Origin of the sequence: Roseofilum capinflatum BLCC-M114 (assembly GCF_030068505.1) — a bacterium.
GTDB classification, from domain to species: Bacteria; Cyanobacteriota; Cyanobacteriia; order Cyanobacteriales; family Desertifilaceae; genus Roseofilum; species Roseofilum capinflatum.
Window position 1 is genome coordinate 46,206 of record NZ_JAQOSO010000004.1, and the last position, 19,491, is coordinate 65,696.

22 protein-coding genes and 1 tRNA gene are annotated in these 19,491 nt (G+C 47.1%); 12 read left to right on the forward strand and 11 right to left on the reverse strand.

What is annotated here, in order from left to right; genetic code table 11:
* Window positions 1-61 precede the first annotated feature (61 nt).
* Window positions 62-580 (reverse strand): hypothetical protein, encoded by a 519-nt coding sequence (locus PMG25_RS01475; RefSeq protein ID WP_283765139.1) that lies wholly within the window; start codon window positions 578-580, stop codon window positions 62-64.
* A gap of 194 nt (window positions 581-774) precedes the next feature.
* On the opposite strand from PMG25_RS01475, the gene PMG25_RS01480 reads away from it, so the two are divergent.
* Window positions 775-2,028: a hypothetical protein gene (locus tag PMG25_RS01480; RefSeq protein WP_283765140.1), complete on the forward strand. Its 1,254-nt coding sequence runs from the start codon at window positions 775-777 to the stop codon at window positions 2,026-2,028.
* 28 nt (window positions 2,029-2,056) lie between these two features.
* Here PMG25_RS01480 and hpxO read toward each other — a convergent pair whose 3' ends face one another.
* Window positions 2,057-3,220 (reverse strand): FAD-dependent urate hydroxylase HpxO, encoded by a 1,164-nt coding sequence (hpxO, locus tag PMG25_RS01485; RefSeq protein ID WP_283765141.1) that lies wholly within the window; start codon window positions 3,218-3,220, stop codon window positions 2,057-2,059.
* A gap of 515 nt (window positions 3,221-3,735) precedes the next feature.
* Entirely contained in the window at window positions 3,736-4,998 is a 1,263-nt protein-coding gene (locus PMG25_RS01490; protein WP_283765142.1) for a Zn-dependent hydrolase, read from the reverse strand.
* Between the two features lie 93 nt (window positions 4,999-5,091).
* On the opposite strand from PMG25_RS01490, the gene PMG25_RS01495 reads away from it, so the two are divergent.
* Window positions 5,092-6,108, forward strand: coding sequence for an XdhC family protein (locus tag PMG25_RS01495; RefSeq protein WP_283765143.1), 1,017 nt, complete (start codon window positions 5,092-5,094; stop codon window positions 6,106-6,108).
* A 9-nt stretch (window positions 6,109-6,117) separates the two neighbouring features.
* Here PMG25_RS01495 and nblD read toward each other — a convergent pair whose 3' ends face one another.
* On the reverse strand, window positions 6,118-6,291 hold the full coding sequence (gene nblD / locus PMG25_RS01500) for an NblD family protein (RefSeq protein WP_283765144.1): 174 nt from the start codon (window positions 6,289-6,291) through the stop codon (window positions 6,118-6,120).
* Between the two features lie 185 nt (window positions 6,292-6,476).
* Here nblD and PMG25_RS01505 point away from each other — a divergent pair, with 185 nt between their 5' ends.
* The 4 genes from PMG25_RS01505 (at window position 6,477) to PMG25_RS01520 (ending at window position 8,710) form a co-directional block, all read left to right on the forward strand.
* Window positions 6,477-7,415, forward strand: a complete 939-nt coding sequence (locus PMG25_RS01505; RefSeq protein WP_283765145.1) for a TIGR04168 family protein — start codon at window positions 6,477-6,479, stop codon at window positions 7,413-7,415.
* A gap of 2 nt (window positions 7,416-7,417) precedes the next feature.
* Window positions 7,418-7,505, forward strand: a tRNA-Ser gene (locus PMG25_RS01510).
* A gap of 36 nt (window positions 7,506-7,541) precedes the next feature.
* Window positions 7,542-7,820, forward strand: a complete 279-nt coding sequence (locus PMG25_RS01515) for a cupin domain-containing protein (protein ID WP_283765146.1) — start codon at window positions 7,542-7,544, stop codon at window positions 7,818-7,820.
* Window positions 7,821-7,828: 8 nt separating this feature from the next.
* The gene (locus PMG25_RS01520; protein ID WP_283765147.1) at window positions 7,829-8,710 is read left to right on the forward strand and encodes a phytanoyl-CoA dioxygenase family protein; all 882 of its coding nucleotides are present in this window, start codon (window positions 7,829-7,831) and stop codon (window positions 8,708-8,710) included.
* Between the two features lie 20 nt (window positions 8,711-8,730).
* Here PMG25_RS01520 and PMG25_RS01525 read toward each other — a convergent pair whose 3' ends face one another.
* Window positions 8,731-9,615 (reverse strand): hypothetical protein, encoded by an 885-nt coding sequence (locus PMG25_RS01525; protein WP_283765148.1) that lies wholly within the window; start codon window positions 9,613-9,615, stop codon window positions 8,731-8,733.
* A 57-nt stretch (window positions 9,616-9,672) separates the two neighbouring features.
* Here PMG25_RS01525 and PMG25_RS01530 point away from each other — a divergent pair, with 57 nt between their 5' ends.
* Window positions 9,673-10,263 (forward strand): hypothetical protein, encoded by a 591-nt coding sequence (locus PMG25_RS01530; protein ID WP_283765149.1) that lies wholly within the window; start codon window positions 9,673-9,675, stop codon window positions 10,261-10,263.
* A 254-nt stretch (window positions 10,264-10,517) separates the two neighbouring features.
* Here PMG25_RS01530 and PMG25_RS01535 read toward each other — a convergent pair whose 3' ends face one another.
* From PMG25_RS01535 to PMG25_RS01545, 3 genes are read right to left on the reverse strand one after another with little or no spacing between them, the layout of a single operon-like run.
* Window positions 10,518-10,673 (reverse strand): hypothetical protein, encoded by a 156-nt coding sequence (locus PMG25_RS01535; protein ID WP_283765150.1) that lies wholly within the window; start codon window positions 10,671-10,673, stop codon window positions 10,518-10,520.
* The gene (locus PMG25_RS01540; RefSeq protein WP_283765151.1) at window positions 10,648-10,833 is read right to left on the reverse strand and encodes a hypothetical protein; all 186 of its coding nucleotides are present in this window, start codon (window positions 10,831-10,833) and stop codon (window positions 10,648-10,650) included. Before PMG25_RS01540 ends, PMG25_RS01535 begins: the two co-directional genes overlap by 26 nt.
* Before the next feature lies 1 nt (window position 10,834).
* Window positions 10,835-11,176: a hypothetical protein gene (locus PMG25_RS01545; protein ID WP_283765152.1), complete on the reverse strand. Its 342-nt coding sequence runs from the start codon at window positions 11,174-11,176 to the stop codon at window positions 10,835-10,837.
* A gap of 208 nt (window positions 11,177-11,384) precedes the next feature.
* On the opposite strand from PMG25_RS01545, the gene PMG25_RS01550 reads away from it, so the two are divergent.
* Window positions 11,385-11,591: a type II toxin-antitoxin system VapB family antitoxin gene (locus PMG25_RS01550; RefSeq protein WP_347178711.1), complete on the forward strand. Its 207-nt coding sequence runs from the start codon at window positions 11,385-11,387 to the stop codon at window positions 11,589-11,591.
* Here the strand turns inward: PMG25_RS01550 and PMG25_RS01555 are convergent.
* A complete protein-coding gene (locus PMG25_RS01555) occupies window positions 11,574-11,702 on the reverse strand; it encodes a PIN domain-containing protein (protein WP_283765154.1) in 129 nt (42 codons plus the stop codon). The genes PMG25_RS01550 and PMG25_RS01555 overlap by 18 nt on opposite strands.
* The gene (locus PMG25_RS01560) at window positions 11,702-11,932 is read right to left on the reverse strand and encodes a hypothetical protein (protein WP_283765155.1); all 231 of its coding nucleotides are present in this window, start codon (window positions 11,930-11,932) and stop codon (window positions 11,702-11,704) included. Before PMG25_RS01560 ends, PMG25_RS01555 begins: the two co-directional genes overlap by 1 nt.
* Before the next feature lie 517 nt (window positions 11,933-12,449).
* Between PMG25_RS01560 and PMG25_RS01565 the strand changes: the two genes are divergently transcribed.
* The gene (locus tag PMG25_RS01565) at window positions 12,450-15,308 is read left to right on the forward strand and encodes a CHAT domain-containing protein (RefSeq protein WP_283765156.1); all 2,859 of its coding nucleotides are present in this window, start codon (window positions 12,450-12,452) and stop codon (window positions 15,306-15,308) included.
* Window positions 15,309-15,416: 108 nt separating this feature from the next.
* On the opposite strand, the gene PMG25_RS01570 is transcribed toward PMG25_RS01565, so the two are convergent.
* Entirely contained in the window at window positions 15,417-16,415 is a 999-nt protein-coding gene (locus PMG25_RS01570) for an aspartate carbamoyltransferase catalytic subunit (protein ID WP_283765157.1), read from the reverse strand.
* Window positions 16,416-16,729: 314 nt separating this feature from the next.
* Between PMG25_RS01570 and PMG25_RS01575 the strand changes: the two genes are divergently transcribed.
* From PMG25_RS01575 to tatC, 3 genes are all read left to right on the forward strand, one after another.
* Window positions 16,730-17,236: a PQQ-binding-like beta-propeller repeat protein gene (locus tag PMG25_RS01575; RefSeq protein ID WP_283765158.1), complete on the forward strand. Its 507-nt coding sequence runs from the start codon at window positions 16,730-16,732 to the stop codon at window positions 17,234-17,236.
* Between the two features lie 44 nt (window positions 17,237-17,280).
* Window positions 17,281-18,579: a homoserine dehydrogenase gene (locus tag PMG25_RS01580; RefSeq protein ID WP_283765159.1), complete on the forward strand. Its 1,299-nt coding sequence runs from the start codon at window positions 17,281-17,283 to the stop codon at window positions 18,577-18,579.
* 112 nt (window positions 18,580-18,691) lie between these two features.
* On the forward strand, window positions 18,692-19,453 hold the full coding sequence (tatC, locus tag PMG25_RS01585; RefSeq protein WP_283765160.1) for a twin-arginine translocase subunit TatC: 762 nt from the start codon (window positions 18,692-18,694) through the stop codon (window positions 19,451-19,453).
* Window positions 19,454-19,491 lie beyond the last annotated feature (38 nt).

Here is a 19,491-nt window from a genome sequence, read left to right on the forward strand (position 1 = left end):
TAGCTTTGTTACCTATGGTACTCTAAAAATCCTCTTTTCAAAAGTTAATTGATGATTCAATTTACTCCGTCTGCATTCCCCCATCAATGCCTAACTCAATATTGGAGCGACACAATTGTTGGGTTGCCTCATCCGGCGTGGCGATCGCCAAATTCCACTCCGTTTCCAAGGTAGGATCGGTTTCATCCGCTAAATATCCCTGAGCGATAATCTGATTATTCTCATCATCGGGAATTAACACTAACTCTTTCTCCTGGGGGTGTTCTCGTTTCAGCGCCGAAACTCTCACCGTTCTGGGTAAAGGAGTCATGCGAACCGATTTCATCTGCTCCTCTTCCATTTCATCAAAAGCGATCGGCCATTCTGCTGTACCTAAGCTAGAAAACAAATAACTGACAAACTCTGACGGCTTACCATTGGGATAAACTAGATAAAAACAGGAACGCGAGAGCATTCTAGGTGTTGCCATCTGAGCCATCGCTGATGAAGCTTGTTGAATCTCCGGATCAGCAGGTTCTTCGCATCCGAAAAGGAACAGAGAGCCAACTAAGGTTAGTCCTAAAGCAGTTCTAGAAATCATCGATCTTATAATAGAGCTAGTCTCAATGAGTTGTGCAACTGGAAATGCCCTCTCCCACTCCGAGAGGGACTTCTGCTCCCCTTCTCCCTTCGACTTCGCTCAGGACAGCGCCTGCGGGAGAAGGCTTGCCCTGAGCGTAGCCGAAGGGGGCTGGGGGATGAGGGGCAATTAACATTTATTCGGGTTAACGATCCATGACCAATAGCAATCAGGATTTTGAAACGACGATTAACAAAGTCGTCCGGATGACCCAAGATGGTCAACTGTGCGATCGCGTCCGTATCCTCGGACTCAATGTCGTTAACGTCATGTGGGAAGATACGGCGCGGACTGCCGGTTCAGTCTGGGGGCCCAACATTACCGATATGACCCTACAAGTGCGCCATGGCCAGAACTCCCAAAAGAGAGAACTCTTACCCGTCATTCGCTATCCCAATTTTACCGATAAAACCGGCGATGTGCCTTTAGAGTATGTCCACCTGAAAATTGGCAACGAACAAGGACAACCCTTAGAGGCAATTCCGCTTAAACTCTACCTGAATCATCTTTCTCAATATATTAGTTATCCAGAGAAATATAATTCCGAAAATCAACCCCTCATCACAGATCAGGATACCCATGTTTTAGTCAGCGCTCAAGCTTGCTTTCTGCCCATTCCTCAACAAGGGAAATGCGAGTTTAACCCGGTTCTGTTTAATTATCAGTCTCGCCAAGATAGTCCCGCCGTTCTCGCGATTCTCATCACCACAGAAGGAAGTAGTGCGACTGTACTGGATAATAGCAGCGATCGCGCCCAATGGGGACAAAATGTCTACTTCAACAACAACGGTCAAAAAACTTGCCTCACCGGAGAGCGTCTCAGCGACTACAAAGACAACCAAGCTCAAGAACTCGCCAATCGTCAAGGCATTTCCCTAGAAGAAGCTCGCAACCAAGTCACCGTTGCCGAAGATGTAAACAGGGTCATGATTGTGCAAGTTCCCTTGAAGCAAAAACAAGATCTTGCCTATGCTGGCGGCTGTGATTTTATGGTAGACGAGAAGGAGCGGGGGATAACCTTGAGATCGAGATCCAGCGATATGGAAGATGCCGTCATTGGCCATGGGGAAGATGAAGGGGAACATTTAGAACTTGGAAATCATAAACTCGAACGAGATCCCGACTATCCCATCCGGATCACCGTCCAATTCTATAAAGCCACCAGCAATGGCATAATTGATGACGAAGATTTAGTCAATATCCATAACTGTATTGAAAAAGCCTATACCAGCGCCGAGTATGTGGGGTCTTTAGTTGTGGGAACTTTAGAAAAAGGTAATTTAGGTATGGGTGAAGCGCGTCCTACCCAACCCGCACCCTCTGCCAAACCTGTTCTTGGCCCTCCAAAAGATTTTTTACAGGTGGTGAATCCTTTTGCTCCTCACCAGAAGCCGAAATCTAAAGAATAAAGCAGTTATCTTTAAGTGCCTTTCAAAATCAATTAAAAACTCCTCCTAAAATGACTTTAGCCAAGGCATCAATCACATCATGTTCCGATTCTTGGCTCAAGGAATCATACCAGGCTTGAGTGACTGCCCTATCCTTTCCGTAAATGGTGTCGGTGCGCTTTCTGGCCTTTAACACTAATTCAGAAGTTCGGGTTTTGCGATCGAGTTCATAGCGTTTTAGAGCATCTTCCACACTCACATTTGTTGTGACTAAATAGCGACATAAAACCACCGCATCTTCCATGGCTTGACAACCTCCTTGGCCTAACGTGGGAGTAGTTGCGTGACCTGCGTCTCCGAGTAGGGCGATCCGTCCTTTCACTAAAGTGTTGAGGGGATTTAAATCATGAATTTCTAAGCGATTGGTTTTTAAGGGATTGAGGGTTTGAATTAAGGTTTGTACGGGACTTGCCCATCCCTGGAAAATTTGCCCTAATTCCTGTTGGCGATGTTCTGGGGCAACGGTTGTGCCTTTTTCCAGGGGACAGCCGAAGAAAAAATAAAAGCGATCGCCCCCTATGGGCATCAGGGAAGCTCGTTTTCCCTCTCCCACATAAATCACCCAACACTCTCGATCAACCTCCTGCATCTTGGCATCTACCAACCCATTCCAATTCACATATCCCGCATATCGAGGCTCACTGCTCTCTCCCGTCACCATTGGACGAATAATCGAGTGAATGCCATCAGCAGCAATTAACACATCTCCATGGGTAGTCCTGCCATCTTCAAAATAGACAGTTACCCCATCTTCATCTTCAGAAACACTGACACATTTACAATTGAGGGTAACCTTTTCTTCGCCAATAGTTCGTAATAATAAAGCTTGTAACTCTGTCCGGGAAACCGGGTAAGGGCGCTGTCCAACTTGGGCAATTAAGGGATGTAAATCAATCGAATTTAACAAATTATCTTGATGGGTGCGATACTCCATCCGATTCATTGTTCCACCAATTTTAGCAATCTCTTCCCCCAACCCTAACCAATTCAGAACCTTAATCCCATTTGACCATAAAGAAATTCCTGCACCGGCTGGGCGAAATTCCCCCACCTTATCATAAATTTCAATGTCGTATCCGGCTTGTTTAAGGGCAATTCCGGCAGTTAATCCACCAATGCCAGCGCCAATAATAATTGCTTTGAGCTGATACATAATGTTTAGTATAGTATTTTTGTTTCAGAGGTAATATCACGTCTGTTAGATCAGTTATATCAAGTCCGTTGGATCAGTTATAGTATGTCATTGCGTTAGCGAAGCTTGCGCGAAGCGCGAATGGAGCGGAGCGGAACGAAGCAATCTCAGCAATATCGGGAGATTTGGCGATTGCTTCCCTGCGGTCGCAATGACACCTGATTCACCAAATATCATATAATATCAAATCCTGGTAATCAACCAAAAGATAGCGGTAAGGTGGGCAGGGTATGCTGGTAAAATTTGAATCATTTTGGTTATGCTCCTGCCCACCCTACTGGACTGTTTCGACTAAAATAGGGCTTTGTTTGTAGTAAGCACGAAGAGCCGTGACAACCCTAAAATGGTGGGTTACGGCGGATTGATAGATTGCTGTCAGAGTCTAGGTTTTAGCCGCCTAACCCACCCTACCCTATTGCCCTATTTTAGCTGAAACAATCCACTACTCGCTTGGTTCCCCCATTACCCATTACCCATTACCCATTACCCATTACCGCGCAAAGCGCTGTATACTCTCGATCCAATTTTAGCAACGTATGCAATAAAACCATCGCCCCTTGTACACAATCTTGAGCTGGGGTATACTCCTCTCCGGAATGACTAATTCCTCCTTGAGAAGGGACAAAAATCATCCCCATGTCGGTACAGCGTCCTAATTCTTGGGCATCATGACTGGCACGACTGGGTAAAGAAAGATGGGTTAATCCTAATTCTTGGCAAACGGTGGTGATGTGCTGTTGAATGTTTGGTGAGGCTAGGGTGGGTTGAACGTTTAACAGAGGTTCGATTGTAATTTGAGTTTGGGTCGCCCTAGAAATCTGCTCTAATTGAGTTTTTAAGTCAGTGACTAAATGATCAATGGTTTGCTGATGTAAATCTCGAATATCGACGGTCATGGTTACTAAGCCGGGGATAATATTAGGAGCATTGGGAAAGACTTGCAGTGCGCCCACGGTGGCAACGGGATCGCCGGGAGCAGATTGGGCTAAGTGTTCAACGGCTAGGACAATGCGAGCGGCGGCAGTGAGGGCATCTTGGCGCATTCCCATGGGGGTGGTTCCGGCATGGTTTTCCTGACCTTTGACGGTGAGGGTATAGCGTTGTTGTCCGACAATGCCTTGAACAATGCCGATTTGTTTGTCTAATGTTTCTAGGACGGCTCCTTGTTCGACATGCAATTCTAGAAAGGCGGCGATGTTTTGGCGGGTTTGTTGGGCTTGGGTTAAGGTGGGCCAGTTGCCGCCGATTTTAGCTAAGGCTTCAATGATGGAAAGATTGACTTTAGTTTGATAATTGTCTGGGTTAAGGGATGCGGTTCCTGAAATGGCTTTACAGCCGATCATGGTGCTTTCTTCATCGGTGAAGACGATGACTTCTAGGGGATGATTGAGGTGGTGTTGATGGTCGTTTAAAACGCGAATGATTTCAATTCCGGCAAGGACTCCCAAGGCTCCGTCAAATTTCCCGCCAGAGGGGACGGTATCGAGGTGGGAACCGGTGGCTAAGGTGGGAAGATGGGGCTGTTTTCCGGGGTAGGTTCCGCGCAGGTTTCCGGCGCTATCGACTCGGACGGTCATTCCGGCTTCTTCCATCCACTGACGGACTAGGGCACGAGCTTGGAGATCTTGGTCGGAAAAGGCGAGGCGGCAAATACTACGATCGCCTTTTTGACCAATTTGCGCCAGTTCTTCTAAGCTATCTTGGAGCCGTTGAGCGTTAATTTGCAGAGCTTCAATCATGTGATGGGAATGGGTAACAAGTTAAGGTTGTAAGCTAGTTGTCAAGGGGGAGGGAATAGGGAATAGGGAATAGGGAATAGGGAAAACCCGGTTATGCCTTTTTCTACCACTGTCCATAAATACTGGTCATCATCAAAAGGGATGTCACTGCAATTTTATCAACAGTTACTCAAATCTTTGCCAAGGGGAGATGTGGCGATCGCCACTGTCATCGCTACTATTGGATCAGTTCCCAGGGAAGTGGGGGCGAAAATGGCGCTCTGTGCGGATGGCACGCGGTTAGATACGGTTGGCGGTGGAGCGGGAGAAGCCAAGGTTTTAAGCACCATGGAGCAGGTTCTAGCATCGGGAGATCCGCAGAAAGTGGCGATCGACCTTTCTGGTGCAGTTCAGCGCGTCACTGAGGGGGTTTGTGGGGGTCAAATGCAGGTCTGGGTGGCAAAATGGTCAGGTGAAGGGGCGATCGCCTTAACTCAAGCTATCCTAGACCATCTGAACCAGGGTTATTCTGTGCGTCTCTTTATCCCCTTTTCTCCCCGTTTATCCCCCCATATTCTCACTGAAAATACTCCCCAACCTTCCCAAGACCAAGGATTTATCGATTTCATTGAACCCTCGCCTATGCTCCTCATTATCGGTGCAGGTCATGTCGGAGAAAAACTCGCTCAAGTCGCCACATTATTAGACTTTCAAGTGATTATTCAAGACGATCGCCCCCAATGGGCAAATCGCGATCGTTTTCCTTCTGCATTAGCTATTTTCACCGCTCCCCTCTCTACCGTTTTAGAGCAATGGCCCTATCATCATCCCCTTTATATCGCCATGGTCACCCGTGGATATGATTACGATCTCCAAGCTCTAACGAGTCTCCTAGAACACCCAATTCCCCATCGCTATATCGGCATGATTGGCTCGGCAAAACGGGTTCATAAAGTCCGCAAAACTCTCGCAGATCGTCCCTTTCCCCTAGAAAAACTCAACACCATCCATGCACCCATCGGCCTCGATATCGGAGCCTTAACCCCGGCAGAAATTGCCCTTAGCATTGCCGCCGAATTAGTCCTAGTCCAACGAGGCGGAACCGGTGTACCCTTATCTAGGGTTATCTAGGGTTAATTTTTAATTATTCTTCCCCTGGTCTTGGTTAATACAATTCGGTTTTTGCACATGCTGGCAAATCTTCTGCCATAATTGTTCGCGAGTGGCTGGTGGCCCATAAGAAAACAAAACCCGATCCTGACCCACCATCTTTTGAATCTTGACCCCACAAACGGGGCAGCTTTGTTCTAACATCAGCTTGATTTGACTATTGGTCAACCGTCTGGCACAGTATAGCGCATCTTTGCCAAAATGCTAGGGTGTCAAACACCGCTAATCCGCAAATAGAATAGAGGTGATTCATAGAAAGCCAGACCTATCTATTGACACTCTTCTAGAATACTCAATAGTATATTGAACTGAACCGTTGAGAGAATCCCATGAATGAGGCCAAGCAACCTTCCCTGAAGATCGCCGTGGTAGGAGATGTACACGATCAATGGGAAAATGCCGATGCACAAGCCCTACATGCTTTGGGAGTGGATTTAGTTTTATTTGTGGGTGATTTTGGTAATGAGTCAATTCCTGTGGTTGAGGCGATCGCCGCGTTAGACTTACCGAAGGCGATCGTTTTAGGAAATCATGACTGTTGGTATACCGCATCACCTTGGGGTCGCAAAAAATGCCCCTACGATCGCCAATTAGAAGACCGAGTGAGCAACCAACTTCAGCTCCTCGGAGAGACCCATGTGGGCTTTAATGCTTTGGATTTTCCCCAATTTCAGCTCAGTGTCGTCGGCGCTCGTCCCTTTAGTTGGGGAGGCCCCATCTGGCAAAATGGGGGCTTTTATCAAGAGCGTTATGGCGTGAATAGTTTTACGGAATCTGCGGATAAAATTATTTCTGCTGCCCAGAATACAGCCTATGAGACAGTGTTATTTATCGGCCATTGTGGCCCCCAAGGTCTGGGAAATCAACCAGAAGACATTTGTGGCAAAGATTGGAATCCTTTGGGGGGAGACTTTGGGGAACCCGATTTTCGGGCGGCGATCTCGGCGACTCGACAGCAGGGAAAACACATTCCTTTGGTCACCTTCGGCCATATGCATCACCGTCTGCGGCACACTCAGGCCCAATTGAGAGAGGCGATCGCCCAGGATAATCAAGGTACACTCTATCTAAACGCCGCCAGAGTCCCCCGAATCATCACCACTGACACCGGAAAATCTCGCAACTTCTCCCTCGTTACCCTAGAAAATCACACCGTTACCCAAGCCAGCTTAGTTTGGGTCAATGAGCAGTTCAAAATAGAGAGCGAAGAGATCCTCTATTCATGCGGCCCATCTGTGGTCAAAATAGGCTATACTAATCAACTGTGACTGGAGAGATGGCAGAGTGGTCGAATGCGCTCGACTTGAAATCGAGTGGGCGTTAACAGCGTCCCGTGGGTTCAAATCCCACTCTCTCCGTTCCCTGTTTGGGTGAATACATCAGATTTACAGATTATGGCCTCGACTATACAAATTGAGCATCAACCCAGCCGCGAACAGCTCGATCAACTCGGCATCTGGGATTGTCCCATCTGGGAGAAAGAGGTTTCTGAGTTTCCCTGGACGTATGACTGCTCGGAAACCTGTTACTTACTCACCGGAGAAGTGATTGTTACACCTGATGATGGGGAACCGGTACAATTTGCCCAAGGAGATTTAGTCACATTTCCTGCTGGACTCTCCTGTACCTGGAAAATCCTCAAACCGGTTCGCAAACATTATTTTATGGAATAAACTGGCCCATGGTAGAGGACTCCAATCTTTACGCTCAAGTCCATAGTGTGGATTTCTGGAAGCAGCTTAATCCAGGTTTATCCGTCGAAGAGCATACCTCTACCCCACCCATAAAGGCGATCGCCTTTGACCCAGAAGCATTAGAAGAGCAACTTCTTTATCTGCAACAAGAAGGCTATTTTCAGCTCGATCCCGTTCTACCAGAAATCGAAGTTTTTCGCATGGCCGCCGGGATTGAATTGTTAGCTCTAGAAGGATGGCCGGCTGTTTTTGCCTTTGTCTATGATGAATTTTGGCTCATCTTGCACCGAATCTCTAACCTGATTGCAGCCATATTAGGCGAGAATTATCGGCAACTGCCTGCATTTTGGGCGTGGTATGTCGGCACAGATAACGATCAATCGGGATGGAGTCCTCATCGCGATCGCGGCGGAAATACCCTCAGACCCGATCGCCTGCCCAATGTTATCACCATTTGGATTCCCTTCACCGATGCCATACCCCTCAATGGCTGTATGTATGTCTTACCCCCCGATCGCGATCCCTATTACTCCATTTACGATAATCGTCCTGAAGATCCCTTCATCAACCCTCAAGATATCCGCGCTCTCCCGGCTGCGGCAGGTTCGATTTTAGGCTGGAATCATCGAATAATGCATTGGGGAGGACGTAGTAGCGCCATTGCCCCCCATCCCCGCATCAGCCTGTCGTGCGAATTTCAGCGAGGCGATGTAGAACCCTACGATCCCCCCTTACTCGATCCTCACTGTTTACCCAGTTTTCACCAGCGTTTAGCTCTCATTGGCAAACAAATTATGCGTTATGAACATATGTATGATTTACCTCTGGAGCTAGTAGAAGTAGCAAGGCAAATCAGCACCAATGGGTAAACTTGTTGGTTTTCCCCTGTTTAAAATGTTGGTGCAAGAATCATCATTTGGTCTCCATACAGGCTTTTTTGCACCACTACCACGGGGGGAAATTCACTCTGATTTTCCACAGTCGGATAGGTTGGGATTAAATAAATCCAGCCATCTCGCTCTAGCAATAAGCGCCAGACTCTCGTCGGTTCTTGGGTATCAGTCCCATCCGTAATTTCTGAACCCAGAAGAGAGTCGAAAGGCTTGAGAGTGCCAAATACGCGAAATCCGGCGATCGAGGGATCATCAAAGGGTTTGTCTAAAAATCTTCCCAGGGGAATGCGACTCTCTGGAGTGATGAAGGTGACTACGGGTAATGTAGAATTCGGGCCGATATCCCGTTGAGCATCGGCAATTGCTTGGCTCTGGGCTAAATGAAATAAAATGAACAGTACCCAAGCTACAATCACACTTTCATCAACTAGGGAACTGAGAAATTTAATCGAGTCGAAATTGAGGGGATCGAACGCTATGAGAATTTGGTATCCGCGCATCCAAAAACTTTGGGAATGGCTCTGTTTGACCCAATTTTGGAAGGAGGAATACCGAGAGGCGAACCCATCAGCGACAACCCGAATCCCCAAAAGACTAAGGTACAGAGCGGGTATCATAATGATCAGAGCGAGTAGGGTTCTGGCGATCGCCTGACCTTCCCCGAATAAGACCTGAATCGGGACAATAAAAAAGGATTGTACCGGTAAGTCGAGGGTCGTTACTTCGATATTAAAGTGAAAGAAATAGACCGAGCGATAAATCCAACCGGTGAAAAATAGGGAGGCTCCGAGTAAGCCAATTAAACTCGCAAACCGGCGTAAAATTGTCGGTTCAGAATTGGGTGGGGGATGGGGCTGTTGAGGGTCAGGAGAAACCACCATTTTTAAGTTAGATGAGGTATACTGATAATTATAACTAAAATTCCAAGCTGTAGGCTCATGAAAAGAGGAATTGGAGTAGCGGCAATACTCGGATTAGTGCTGGTAAGCGTCGGTAGTTTTCCTCTCTTGGTCTCGAATCTGAGGATAGGGGATTTGCCGGTGCTGGCGCAAGTGCAGCCGAGCGCCAACCTAATGGAAATTGCCTTACGGGAACAGGCAAAAGTTGTCCTAGTTAATGGCAGTCAGAAATCCGGTAGAATTGTGGAAATGAATCAGCAAACTTTCTTTCTGGGATGGGGGAATCGCCGGGAAGAAATTCCCTGGAGTCAAGTGGCTTCAGTGGAGTTTGAAGGAGATGGAATTATGGTTTATCCAGTGGGTGAATTTAAGATTCGCGGAGAAGGTGGCCCAAGGATTAGATTATGGAATGTTCCTCTACAAGCCTTGGGGGATTCTCCAGAAGGGAATTTAGTGGTTGATTTAAGAGCAATTCCGGGTATTGCAGAAGACGAAATTGTTGAATTTCAGAAGTTAATGAATCAATTTCAGTATGTTGTGGATATGATTAAATATGATTTGAATCAGAATCGGATGGTGGTGGAGTTGACGGGGTATGAGAAGCCTGAAGAGGAAAGCCTGAAGCCTTAAATATCCTCCCTGGGAAAGCTACTCCAGGCTTCTAGACGAGCGCTATAGCGCTTTCCGCTTCGCGGACATGAACGCGCTAGGGAATAGGGAATAGGGAATAGGGTTGTGGTACATGGCTTTGAGCCTTATCTTCGAGCATTTGTGCTTCATTAATCACAGATTTCATTTTAGCGTCTCCAACGATTGACAAGAGTCTCAACTTTTAGTTTAACTTCTATGACTTTACCCAAGAGATTACTGAGTGAGGGCAGTTGCTAACAACGTTGCAAAATGGAGCATAAATGTTGACGGTTGAGGACAACAAGAGGGGTGTCACTATCCCATCCAAAATCACGAAGATGGGGCACAATTTCACCGAGGGTTTGGTTGAAGTTTAATAGGGCATTAAGCCATTGGGTTCGAGTCATCATGGGTAAGGCTTAGATCAACAGTGGAGGCTTCTTTAACTATCTCTTGGCATTGGTTGGCGAAGGCTATGGAAAGTTCATATAACTCTCTGGCTGATTGTTCGCATTCTTGCAAAAGTTCCAGATCTTCCAGCATTTGTGCTTCATTAATCACAGATTTCATTTTAGCGTCTCCAACGATTGACAAGAGTCTCAACTTTTAGTTTAACTTCTATGACTTTACCCAAGAGATTACTGAGCATTTCTCCACACTCTTGAATCCTCTCTTCGGATACGGTAGCATCGGTAATAAGCTCCAGACTATCACTAATTTGCGTTCTGGATGATTGCACAAAGAATAAGATGGTGTTCAGGTAAGCAAAGTGCTGAATCAGGATGGTATTATCGGGAAAGCTAGACATAATCGGTCTGAGTAACCTGAGTCCCTCCATTCCTTGAGCTTCGATAACATCAAGTTCCGCATTTAACCGATTGATGAGAACATTCAGTTCTGATGGGATGGTCATTACTGTTAACTGGGTTGATATCGTCAGTTTAACGTAGATCGGTTTCTCCGTGCTTCTTGCGGCGGTTAGAAACCGGGTTTCTTCCCATAGATGCACCCTGGGATGGAGAGGAGCGAGAAACCCGGTTTCTTTGCACTTCTCGCGCTAGTCAAGGCAAGGCTGTGTAGATCTGGTACAATGAATTACATAATTGTATGAGTTGTTAATGATGAAAATGCCCATTGAACTTAATAAACAATTAGTTGAAGAGGCTTTCAGTTTAACGGATTGTCAAACTGAGCAAGAATTGATTAATTTAGCTCTAGAAGAGTTGATTCGCATCCGCAAAAAGCGGAATCTGCTGGATTTGAGTGGACAAATTCAATTTTCAGATAACTACGATTATAAGGAGTTACGGTCAAGCCGAAATTTTTGATCGCCCATCAGTCGCAGCTTGTTCTATGGTCATGCGAGCGATGTTAGACAGACGAGAATCGGAAAAAACATACCAAATAATGGCATGGGTATCAACAATTGCCTGAAGCATTAAATATCCTCCCTGGGAAAGCTACTCCAGGCTTCTAGACGAGCGTTATCAATCTCTTCGGCTGAAGGTGCTGTTCCTAAATGGCTACAGATCCCCCATAAAGAGCGCCGGGGAGTTACGGTAGTTTGAGTGACTTCGCGCTCAATTTCAGGCGCGATCTTTTCAATTAAGCGTATTTTGTCGATCGGAGAAAGTTGTTTGGCTAAGTTGAGGACTTGTTCTAAGGTCATCGGAGTCAGAGATGGGAGAGATGATTAAGGATTGTAACTTATGATTGGCTTCTTGCGGCCGTTAGAAACCGGGTTTCTTCCCACAGATGCAACCTGCGATGAAGAGGAGCGAGAAACCCGGTTTCTTTGCCCTTCTCGCACCCTGCGTTCCCCAATGTCATGGCGAATGAAGCGAAGCCATCTCATACTCTTGGAGACTTATCGAGATTGCTTCGCTACACTCCGTTCCGCTCGCAATGACAGATCAAGTCATTGCGAATGAAGCGAAGCGGAATGAAGCAATCTCAGCCCCCTGCGGTAATACAGCGCTTCGCGCTAGGGAATAGGGAATAGGGTTGTGGTACATGGCTTTGAGCCTTTAAAGCTGTACACCATAACAGCGCAAAGCGCTGTATGAGAGGGCTTCGCGACACTCCGTTCCCCTCGCCATGACCAACAACATCCCCGCCAGAGAAATTTCCGATACAATAGAAAGCGTCCATCATTTTTAATTTTTAATTTTTAATTTTTAATTGATATGAGAATCGTCGGAACTCTGGTAGCGCTGGGAGTGTGGATGACTCCGGTAATGGTGACGGTGGGAGAGCAACCCAGTTGGGCGCAAAGTCAGCAACGTTCTAGAGAAGAAGTTGAATCAGAAGTCCCACAGCTCATGCTCGAAGCAGTCAAACTGCGACAACAAGGAAAAATTCAAGAATCTACAGCAATATGGCAGGAAGTTCTAGCTATTACCCAACAATTCAAGCTCAGGGAATTAGAAGCATTAGCTTTTCTAGGCATCGGTCAGCACTTTGGCGATATAGGAGAGTATATAGCTGCATTAGAAGCTTATCAACAGGCATTACCCATTTTTGAAGAAACTAATGACCTAGAAATGCAAGTTACAACTCTCCTTAGCATAGGAAAAGTCTACCATAATATTAGCCAACATCAAAAGGCAATTAATCATTTCCACCAGGCTATACTTATCTCCCAAAATTTAGAGGATCGAAGTCGGGAAGCAATGGCTCTCAATAGCTTGGGAACAACCTACAATAGCATAAACGATTATGCACAAGCGATAGATTACTTACAACAGTCTTTAACTATTCGTCGGGAGATCAAAGATAAAAGAGGAGAAGCTTTTACCTTGCATAACTTGGCCACCATCTACTACAGTACCGGTCAACTGCAACTAGCATTAGAATTTTATCAACAGATGTTCCCAATTGTCAGAGAAATTGGAGAGAAAAAATTGCGAGCAAATGTTGTCAGCACCTTAGCTGTGATTTTGGCTGATTTGGGTTATTGGCAACACTCTATCGATCATTTTAATGAAGCTTTACAGTTTTTTCAACAAGTTCACGATCAAAACCTGGAAGCTCGTACTCTGAATAATTTGGGTACAGTCTATAATAGAATTGGTCAAACAGAAGATGCCATAGATAAATATCAGCAAGCATTGCAAATTTTTCGTGATATAGACAGCCCGAACGGTGAAGCAGTCACCCTTAATAACTTGGGTGAGGTGTACAGTGGTCTTGGTGACCTAGAACAGTCAGTAGATTATCACAAGAAAGCTTTAAATATTTTCCAACGAATAGATAATATGTGGGGGCAATCTGTTACTTTTCAAAACTTGGGGTCGGTATATATTGATTTAGGTGAAGAGGGAAAGTCAATAGAATATCATGAGCAAGCTCTGCGCATAGATAGACAGACGCACAATAGGAGGGGAGAAGCAAGGACTCTACATAGTTTTGGAGTAGTATACCTTAAAATTGGGAATTTCCAACAAGCACTCTACAATTTTAGCCTAGCATTGCCTATTATGCACGCAGTAGGAGATGAAATCGGGAAAGCTGCTAATTTCAGCAATACAGCCACAGTTTACAAAAAAATTAATCAACCTGAAAAGGCTATTAAATATTATGAGCAATCCCTAGAAATAATCCTCCGCCTTCGCAGTAACCTCAAACAAGACAAACAAGAATATCGGAAAACTTTCATCAATATTCATCAGGGTTCTGCGATCGCCCTCACCTCCCTGCTCATCCAACAAAACCGAGCCAAAGAAGCCTTTACCTGGATAAACCGCGTCAGTACCTACGAACTGGCCGACTATACTCGCCTCCTCGGAGCCAAAGTCCAAAACCCCGAAGCTCAAGCCCTCATCGACCAATATAACCAGCGCTGGCAACAACTCGAAAACCTGAGACGACAACTGCAACGCGACCCCTCCGATGAACTTTCCCGCCGCATCAGTACCCTAGAGACAGAAAATATTGAACTCGGAGAACGCATTGCCCAACAGTTCCCGGAAGTTGCCGATATTTTTGAAACCACTCCCACCGACATCGAGCAACTCCAAGCCACCATCCCCGAAGGAACCCTTGTCCTGCAACCGGTTCCCCTCGCCAATGTTACCAACACTCCCAATACCCTGGCTCTGTTTCTGCTCACCCGCGATAGTTTCGAGGTGGTGCAAACCTCCCTGGATGTGGAGGAATTTAACCAACTCCTTGACCAATACCCCGAACAACTGGAAGAACTGAGTCCCTTTTACAAAAAAACCAGTAGCAAGCTTTACGATATCCTCATCCGTCCCATCGAAAAACAAATCAGCGCCTACAACCCCGAAAACCTGAGCATCATCGCCACTGGCAAACTGCGCTACATTCCCTTTGAAAGCCTCTACGACAAAGCCAATGAACAGTTTCTGATTGAAAAATATCCCATCAACTACCTGACGCGCCTCTCGAAAACGCCCCCCAACCGCGAACCGAGCGCCAAAACCAACGCTATTCTCGCCATGGGTAACCCGGTTCCCCACAACCCGCACAACTTACCGGGAGCAGAAGAAGAAGTTAAAACGATTACCCAACTGTTCCCCAACAGTCAAGCCTATCTCCACGACCAAGCCACCCTCGACCAGTTTAAGCAACAAGCTCCTAGGTTTGGTTTTTTACATCTGGCGACTCACGGCTGCTTTCAACCCAATGGTTGTGAAAAATACGATATGGCAGCCAACACGATTCTGTTTGCCAACAATACCCAGTGGCCCATCACCGATGCCGCCTTACTAGGGTTAGACCACACCCGACTGATTGCCCTGAGCGCCTGTCAAACCGCCCGCGAAGCCGACACCGAGGGAAAATCGATTTCCGGAGTGGCGTACCTGTTTGAACGGGCAGGAGCGCAAGCAGTGATGGCTACGCTCTGGTCAGTGAGCGATAAACATACGCAGACGCTGATGAGCAATTTTTATCAGCATGTGGCGGCAGGCATGAGCCAAGGGGAAGCCCTGCGGGAGGCGAAGTTGGCACAAATTAATACTGGTGATGAGGATCATCCGTTCTATTGGTCAGCATTTATTCTGATTGGCGATCCTCGGTAAGTTCAATGAACAATTAACAATTAACAATTAACAATTAACAATTAACAATTACCCCTCTTCTGTCACTTTCTAAAAAAAGTGCTTCAAACGCGGGGACACCGATCGCCGCTACTTACCCCCTCCCATTAAATACAGTAGGGCCATTCTCACGGCTACTCCACTGCTGACCTGTTGGGAAATGAGGCTAAATTCGGGATCGTCCATCAGATCGGAGCTAATTTCCACCCCTCGGTTCACGGGGCCGGGATGGAGAACTTTAACACCCGGTTTGCAGAGTTTGAGGCGATCGCGGGTAATGCCAAACCGATGATGGTATTCCCTGGCACTGGGGAGTAAATGTTGGGCCATGCGCTCTTTTTGCAGACGCAAGGTCATGACAAAATCTGCATCTTGCAGGGCCGGTTCTGCTGACCAATGGACAAAGAGTTTCCCCGGTCTTTCTTGAGACTCAGTAGAAACATATTGGGCAAAATATTGGGGTAATAAGGTGGGAGGAGCGGCTAAGTGAACTTCGCATTGAGTCGCCGTTAAACTCCAAAGATTAGAACGAGCCACCCTAGAGTGGACAATATCCCCGACAATGGCAATTTTTTTACCTGCAAGTAACTCTAACCGGGGAGATTGGGGATCGAGAAGAAAGCAGAGCGTAAACAGATCGAGTAAGGCTTGGGAGGGGTGTTCGTGTTGACCATCCCCAGCGTTGAGAACCCCAACATTGGCATTCAGGCGATCGAGTTCTGCGGCGATCGCCTGGGGAACTCCAGACTCCTTATGGCGAATCACCATAATATCAGTTCCCATGGCTAAATAGGTTTTGGCCGTATCTAAGATTGTTTCTCCTTTGGAGAGAGAAGAGGAACCAGGGGCAAAATTAAGGGTATCAGCCGATAACCGTTTGGCCGCTAACTCGAAACTGCTGCGGGTGCGTGTTGAGGGTTCAAAGAAGAGATTCGTCACCACTCGTCCCTGAAGTGTCGGCAGTTTCTTCGCTTTTTTCGTTGGTCGCGACAGCACATCGGAAAAACTAGCAGCCGTCTGTAAAACCGTATTGTAATCCTCTGGGGTGAAGTCGGCCAGAGATAGGATATGAGGGTGAGTAAAGGACATGGGGTTGAATTAATAATTAACAATTAATAATTAACAATTAGGGCTTTTCTAGGGGGGTTGGGAGGATCGAGATGCAGGGCATATCGCGCTTCGCGCTAGGCAATAGGCACTCTAGCAATCGCAGCAACTACCGAGATGATCGAGATTGCTTCGTTCCGCTCCGCTCCACTCGCAATGACTTGTCTCAATGATACTGTACTCCGTTACAGTGTAAAGCGCTGTATTAGGTGCGATCGCAGCCATTGGGGAAATTAGGCGGATCAAATCTAGGCTTCGATGAAGGGTGTGAAGAGTAACTCATTACTCATTACCCCATGATCTTACAACCCAACTTTTGCCTTTTGCCTCTTGCCGTTTGCCTGGTGAGTCTGAGCGGATGCACTCTGAATGCAAGTCATTCCACGGAACCTACACCCACTCCTGCACCCTTACCCAAACTTGCCCAAACCCTTGATCCGCCTCCGGTAGAGACGATCGAGGTAACCGCCTATCATCTCGATTCTTTCTGTGAAACGTTTGTGCAGAAACCCCTGCAAGTGCCTCGGCCCAATCCCCTACAAGCAACAATTCATAAGCTGATCGCAGAGGGAACCAGCACCGATTTTGCGATCGCCGGTTATCGCGTGCAACCCAACCCAGCCAACAATAGCCTCACCATTGATTTTCGTCTCTCTCCCGAATCTCCACGTCAGTTTGTCTCCCTCTCCACTTGTGAACGCATGGCTCTCATGGGTAGCCTACAGCAAACCTTAACCCAATCTTCTCTGTGGAATATCCAGGAGGTCAAATTTACCGATCGCGGTCAACCCATTGGGTTTTAATGATAAACTTTTAAGAATAATCCATTGTTTTCAAGATTGGTACTGTGGCATATAACATTGGCTTGCTAGGCTTAGGAACCGTAGGAGCAGGAACGGTTGATATTTTACTGAACCCGGAAGGGCGGCATCCCCTCTTAGGTGACCTAAATCTCTATCGGGTTGGTGTGCGGGATCTGAATAAACCCAGAGCAGTGAAAGTGCCCGAAGACTTGCTCACCACCGATCTGCAAGCCATTGTCACGGATGAAGCGGTGGATATTGTCGTCGAATTAATCGGCGGCTTAGAACCGGCGCGATCGCTCATTCTTCAGGCGATCGCCCATGGCAAGCATGTGGTGACTGCCAATAAAGCCGTGATTTCTCGGTATGGCGATGAAATTTATGATGCCGCAAATGCTGCGGGCGTTTACGTGATGGTAGAAGCGGCAGTAGGGGGCGGGATTCCGGTGATTAATCCCCTCAAACAAGCTTTGGGGGTGAACCGGATTCAGTCGGTTATTGGTATCATTAACGGCACGACTAACTATATTTTGTCCCGGATGCAGCAGGAAGGCTCGGACTTTGGGGACGTTCTCGCCGATGCCCAGAGTTTAGGCTATGCAGAAGCCGATCCTACCGCAGATGTAGATGGCTTAGATGCAGCCGATAAGATTGCCATTTTAGCCGCTCTCGCCTTTGGCGGTCGAGTGAAACGGGAAGAAGTGTATTGTGAGGGTATTCGTTCCATCAGTGCAGCCGATATTAGCTATGCGGAAAAACTGGGATTTCGGATTAAACTGTTGGCGATCGCCCATCGGGAAGCCTCCAGCGACGCAACCCAACCTCTGCAAATTCGCGTCCATCCCACCCTGGTTCCCCACACCCATCCCCTCGCCAGCATTAACGGTGTATTCAACGCCATCTTAGTCGAAGGTGACCCCATCGGCCCGGTGATGTTCTACGGCCAAGGAGCAGGAGCAGGGCCAACTGCCAGCGCCGTCACCTCCGATATCATCAATATTGCCGCCATCCTCAAAACCGAAACTGAACCCATCCCCCATCCTCTCCTCAGTTGCACCCATCAAGACTATTGCACCCTCACCCCCCTAGAGGAACTCAACAGCCGGTTTTATATTCGCCTCATTGCCCAAGATCGTCCCAAAGTCATTGGTCATCTGGGGATGATTTTCGGCGATCATGGGGTGAGTGTAGAGTCTGTGGTGCAAATTGGATTCAGGGGAGAGTTAGCAGAGATTGTCATTGTTACCCATGAAACCCGTGAGGGAAATTTCAGACAAGCGTTAGCACAAATCAAGGACTTAGAGGCGATCGACTCTGTACCGAGTGTCATTCGGGTGCTATGAATTGATCATTGATCGGATCAAGTCCGGTTAATGTAATTGAAACCGTCCACTCGGTCGTAAATTCTGTCAATCCTCGATACAATTTTCATAGACCTGGTGACGAATAAGTGAAATGACTGTAGAGAGCCAAACGCCAACCAAAGATCCGACTGTAGACCCTCTGGATGAATTGCCCGATGATGTAGAAATGTCGTTGTTTGACCATTTGGAAGAGCTGCGGCAACGGTTTTTCTATGCCTTGATTGCGGTGGCGATCGCCGTTGTCGGCTGTTTTCTACTGGTCAAACCCATTGTGCAATTCCTGGAAATCCCCGCCGGAGATGTGAAGTTTTTACAACTGGCTCCGGGAGAATACTTTTTTGTTTCTCTGAAAGTAGCCGGTTATAGCGGTATCATTCTTGCCACTCCCGCGATTCTCTATCAAATCATCCAATTTGTTCTCCCCGGACTGACACGCAAAGAACGGCGCTTAGTGCTTCCCGTGGTGGTGGGATCGAGTGTCTTATTTCTCACCGGTTTGTTGTTTGCCCAAACCGTGTTAATTCCCGCAGCCCTGAACTTTTTTATCACCTATGGCGCAGAAGTGGTAGAACAAGCTTGGTCAATCGATCGCTATTTCGAGTTTGTGCTGCTGCTAATGTTTAGTACCGGTTTAGCCTTTCAAGTCCCCGTCATTCAAGTGCTGTTGAGCGTCTTAGGATTGGTTTCTTCCCAACAAATGCTGGCTGGATGGCGCTATATCGTCATGGGAGCTGTACTGCTGGGCGCTATCCTCACCCCCTCCACCGATCCAGTGACCCAAAGTTTACTCGCAGGAGCCGTTTTAGGTCTGTATTTTGGGGGTGTTGGGTTAGTTAAGGCGATCGGTCGGTAGAGCAAAAACAAGCCTGTTGAATATAGCTAATCTAAATG

What these genes read in the sequence shown, in the direction of transcription:
- tatC (WP_283765160.1), top strand. Translation starts at nt 18,692, where the DNA reads ATGACTGTAGAGAGCCAAACGCCAACCAAAGATCCGACTGTAGACCCT.
- PMG25_RS01535 (WP_283765150.1), bottom strand. Translation starts at nt 10,673, where the DNA reads ATGATGACTCGAACCCAATGGCTTAATGCCCTATTAAACTTCAACCAA.
- PMG25_RS01565 (WP_283765156.1), top strand. Translation starts at nt 12,450, where the DNA reads ATGAGAATCGTCGGAACTCTGGTAGCGCTGGGAGTGTGGATGACTCCG.
- PMG25_RS01540 (WP_283765151.1), bottom strand. Translation starts at nt 10,833, where the DNA reads ATGAAATCTGTGATTAATGAAGCACAAATGCTGGAAGATCTGGAACTT.
- PMG25_RS01475 (WP_283765139.1), bottom strand. Translation starts at nt 580, where the DNA reads ATGATTTCTAGAACTGCTTTAGGACTAACCTTAGTTGGCTCTCTGTTC.
- PMG25_RS01520 (WP_283765147.1), top strand. Translation starts at nt 7,829, where the DNA reads ATGGTAGAGGACTCCAATCTTTACGCTCAAGTCCATAGTGTGGATTTC.
- PMG25_RS01515 (WP_283765146.1), top strand. Translation starts at nt 7,542, where the DNA reads ATGGCCTCGACTATACAAATTGAGCATCAACCCAGCCGCGAACAGCTC.
- nblD (WP_283765144.1), bottom strand. Translation starts at nt 6,291, where the DNA reads ATGTTAGAACAAAGCTGCCCCGTTTGTGGGGTCAAGATTCAAAAGATG.
- PMG25_RS01505 (WP_283765145.1), top strand. Translation starts at nt 6,477, where the DNA reads ATGAATGAGGCCAAGCAACCTTCCCTGAAGATCGCCGTGGTAGGAGAT.
- PMG25_RS01525 (WP_283765148.1), bottom strand. Translation starts at nt 9,615, where the DNA reads ATGGTGGTTTCTCCTGACCCTCAACAGCCCCATCCCCCACCCAATTCT.
- PMG25_RS01490 (WP_283765142.1), bottom strand. Translation starts at nt 4,998, where the DNA reads ATGATTGAAGCTCTGCAAATTAACGCTCAACGGCTCCAAGATAGCTTA.
- PMG25_RS01560 (WP_283765155.1), bottom strand. Translation starts at nt 11,932, where the DNA reads ATGACCTTAGAACAAGTCCTCAACTTAGCCAAACAACTTTCTCCGATC.
- PMG25_RS01530 (WP_283765149.1), top strand. Translation starts at nt 9,673, where the DNA reads ATGAAAAGAGGAATTGGAGTAGCGGCAATACTCGGATTAGTGCTGGTA.
- PMG25_RS01495 (WP_283765143.1), top strand. Translation starts at nt 5,092, where the DNA reads ATGCCTTTTTCTACCACTGTCCATAAATACTGGTCATCATCAAAAGGG.
- PMG25_RS01545 (WP_283765152.1), bottom strand. Translation starts at nt 11,176, where the DNA reads ATGACCATCCCATCAGAACTGAATGTTCTCATCAATCGGTTAAATGCG.
- PMG25_RS01480 (WP_283765140.1), top strand. Translation starts at nt 775, where the DNA reads ATGACCAATAGCAATCAGGATTTTGAAACGACGATTAACAAAGTCGTC.
- PMG25_RS01570 (WP_283765157.1), bottom strand. Translation starts at nt 16,415, where the DNA reads ATGTCCTTTACTCACCCTCATATCCTATCTCTGGCCGACTTCACCCCA.
- hpxO (WP_283765141.1), bottom strand. Translation starts at nt 3,220, where the DNA reads ATGTATCAGCTCAAAGCAATTATTATTGGCGCTGGCATTGGTGGATTA.
- PMG25_RS01555 (WP_283765154.1), bottom strand. Translation starts at nt 11,702, where the DNA reads ATGCTTCAGGCAATTGTTGATACCCATGCCATTATTTGGTATGTTTTT.
- PMG25_RS01575 (WP_283765158.1), top strand. Translation starts at nt 16,730, where the DNA reads ATGATCTTACAACCCAACTTTTGCCTTTTGCCTCTTGCCGTTTGCCTG.
- PMG25_RS01550 (WP_347178711.1), top strand. Translation starts at nt 11,385, where the DNA reads ATGAAAATGCCCATTGAACTTAATAAACAATTAGTTGAAGAGGCTTTC.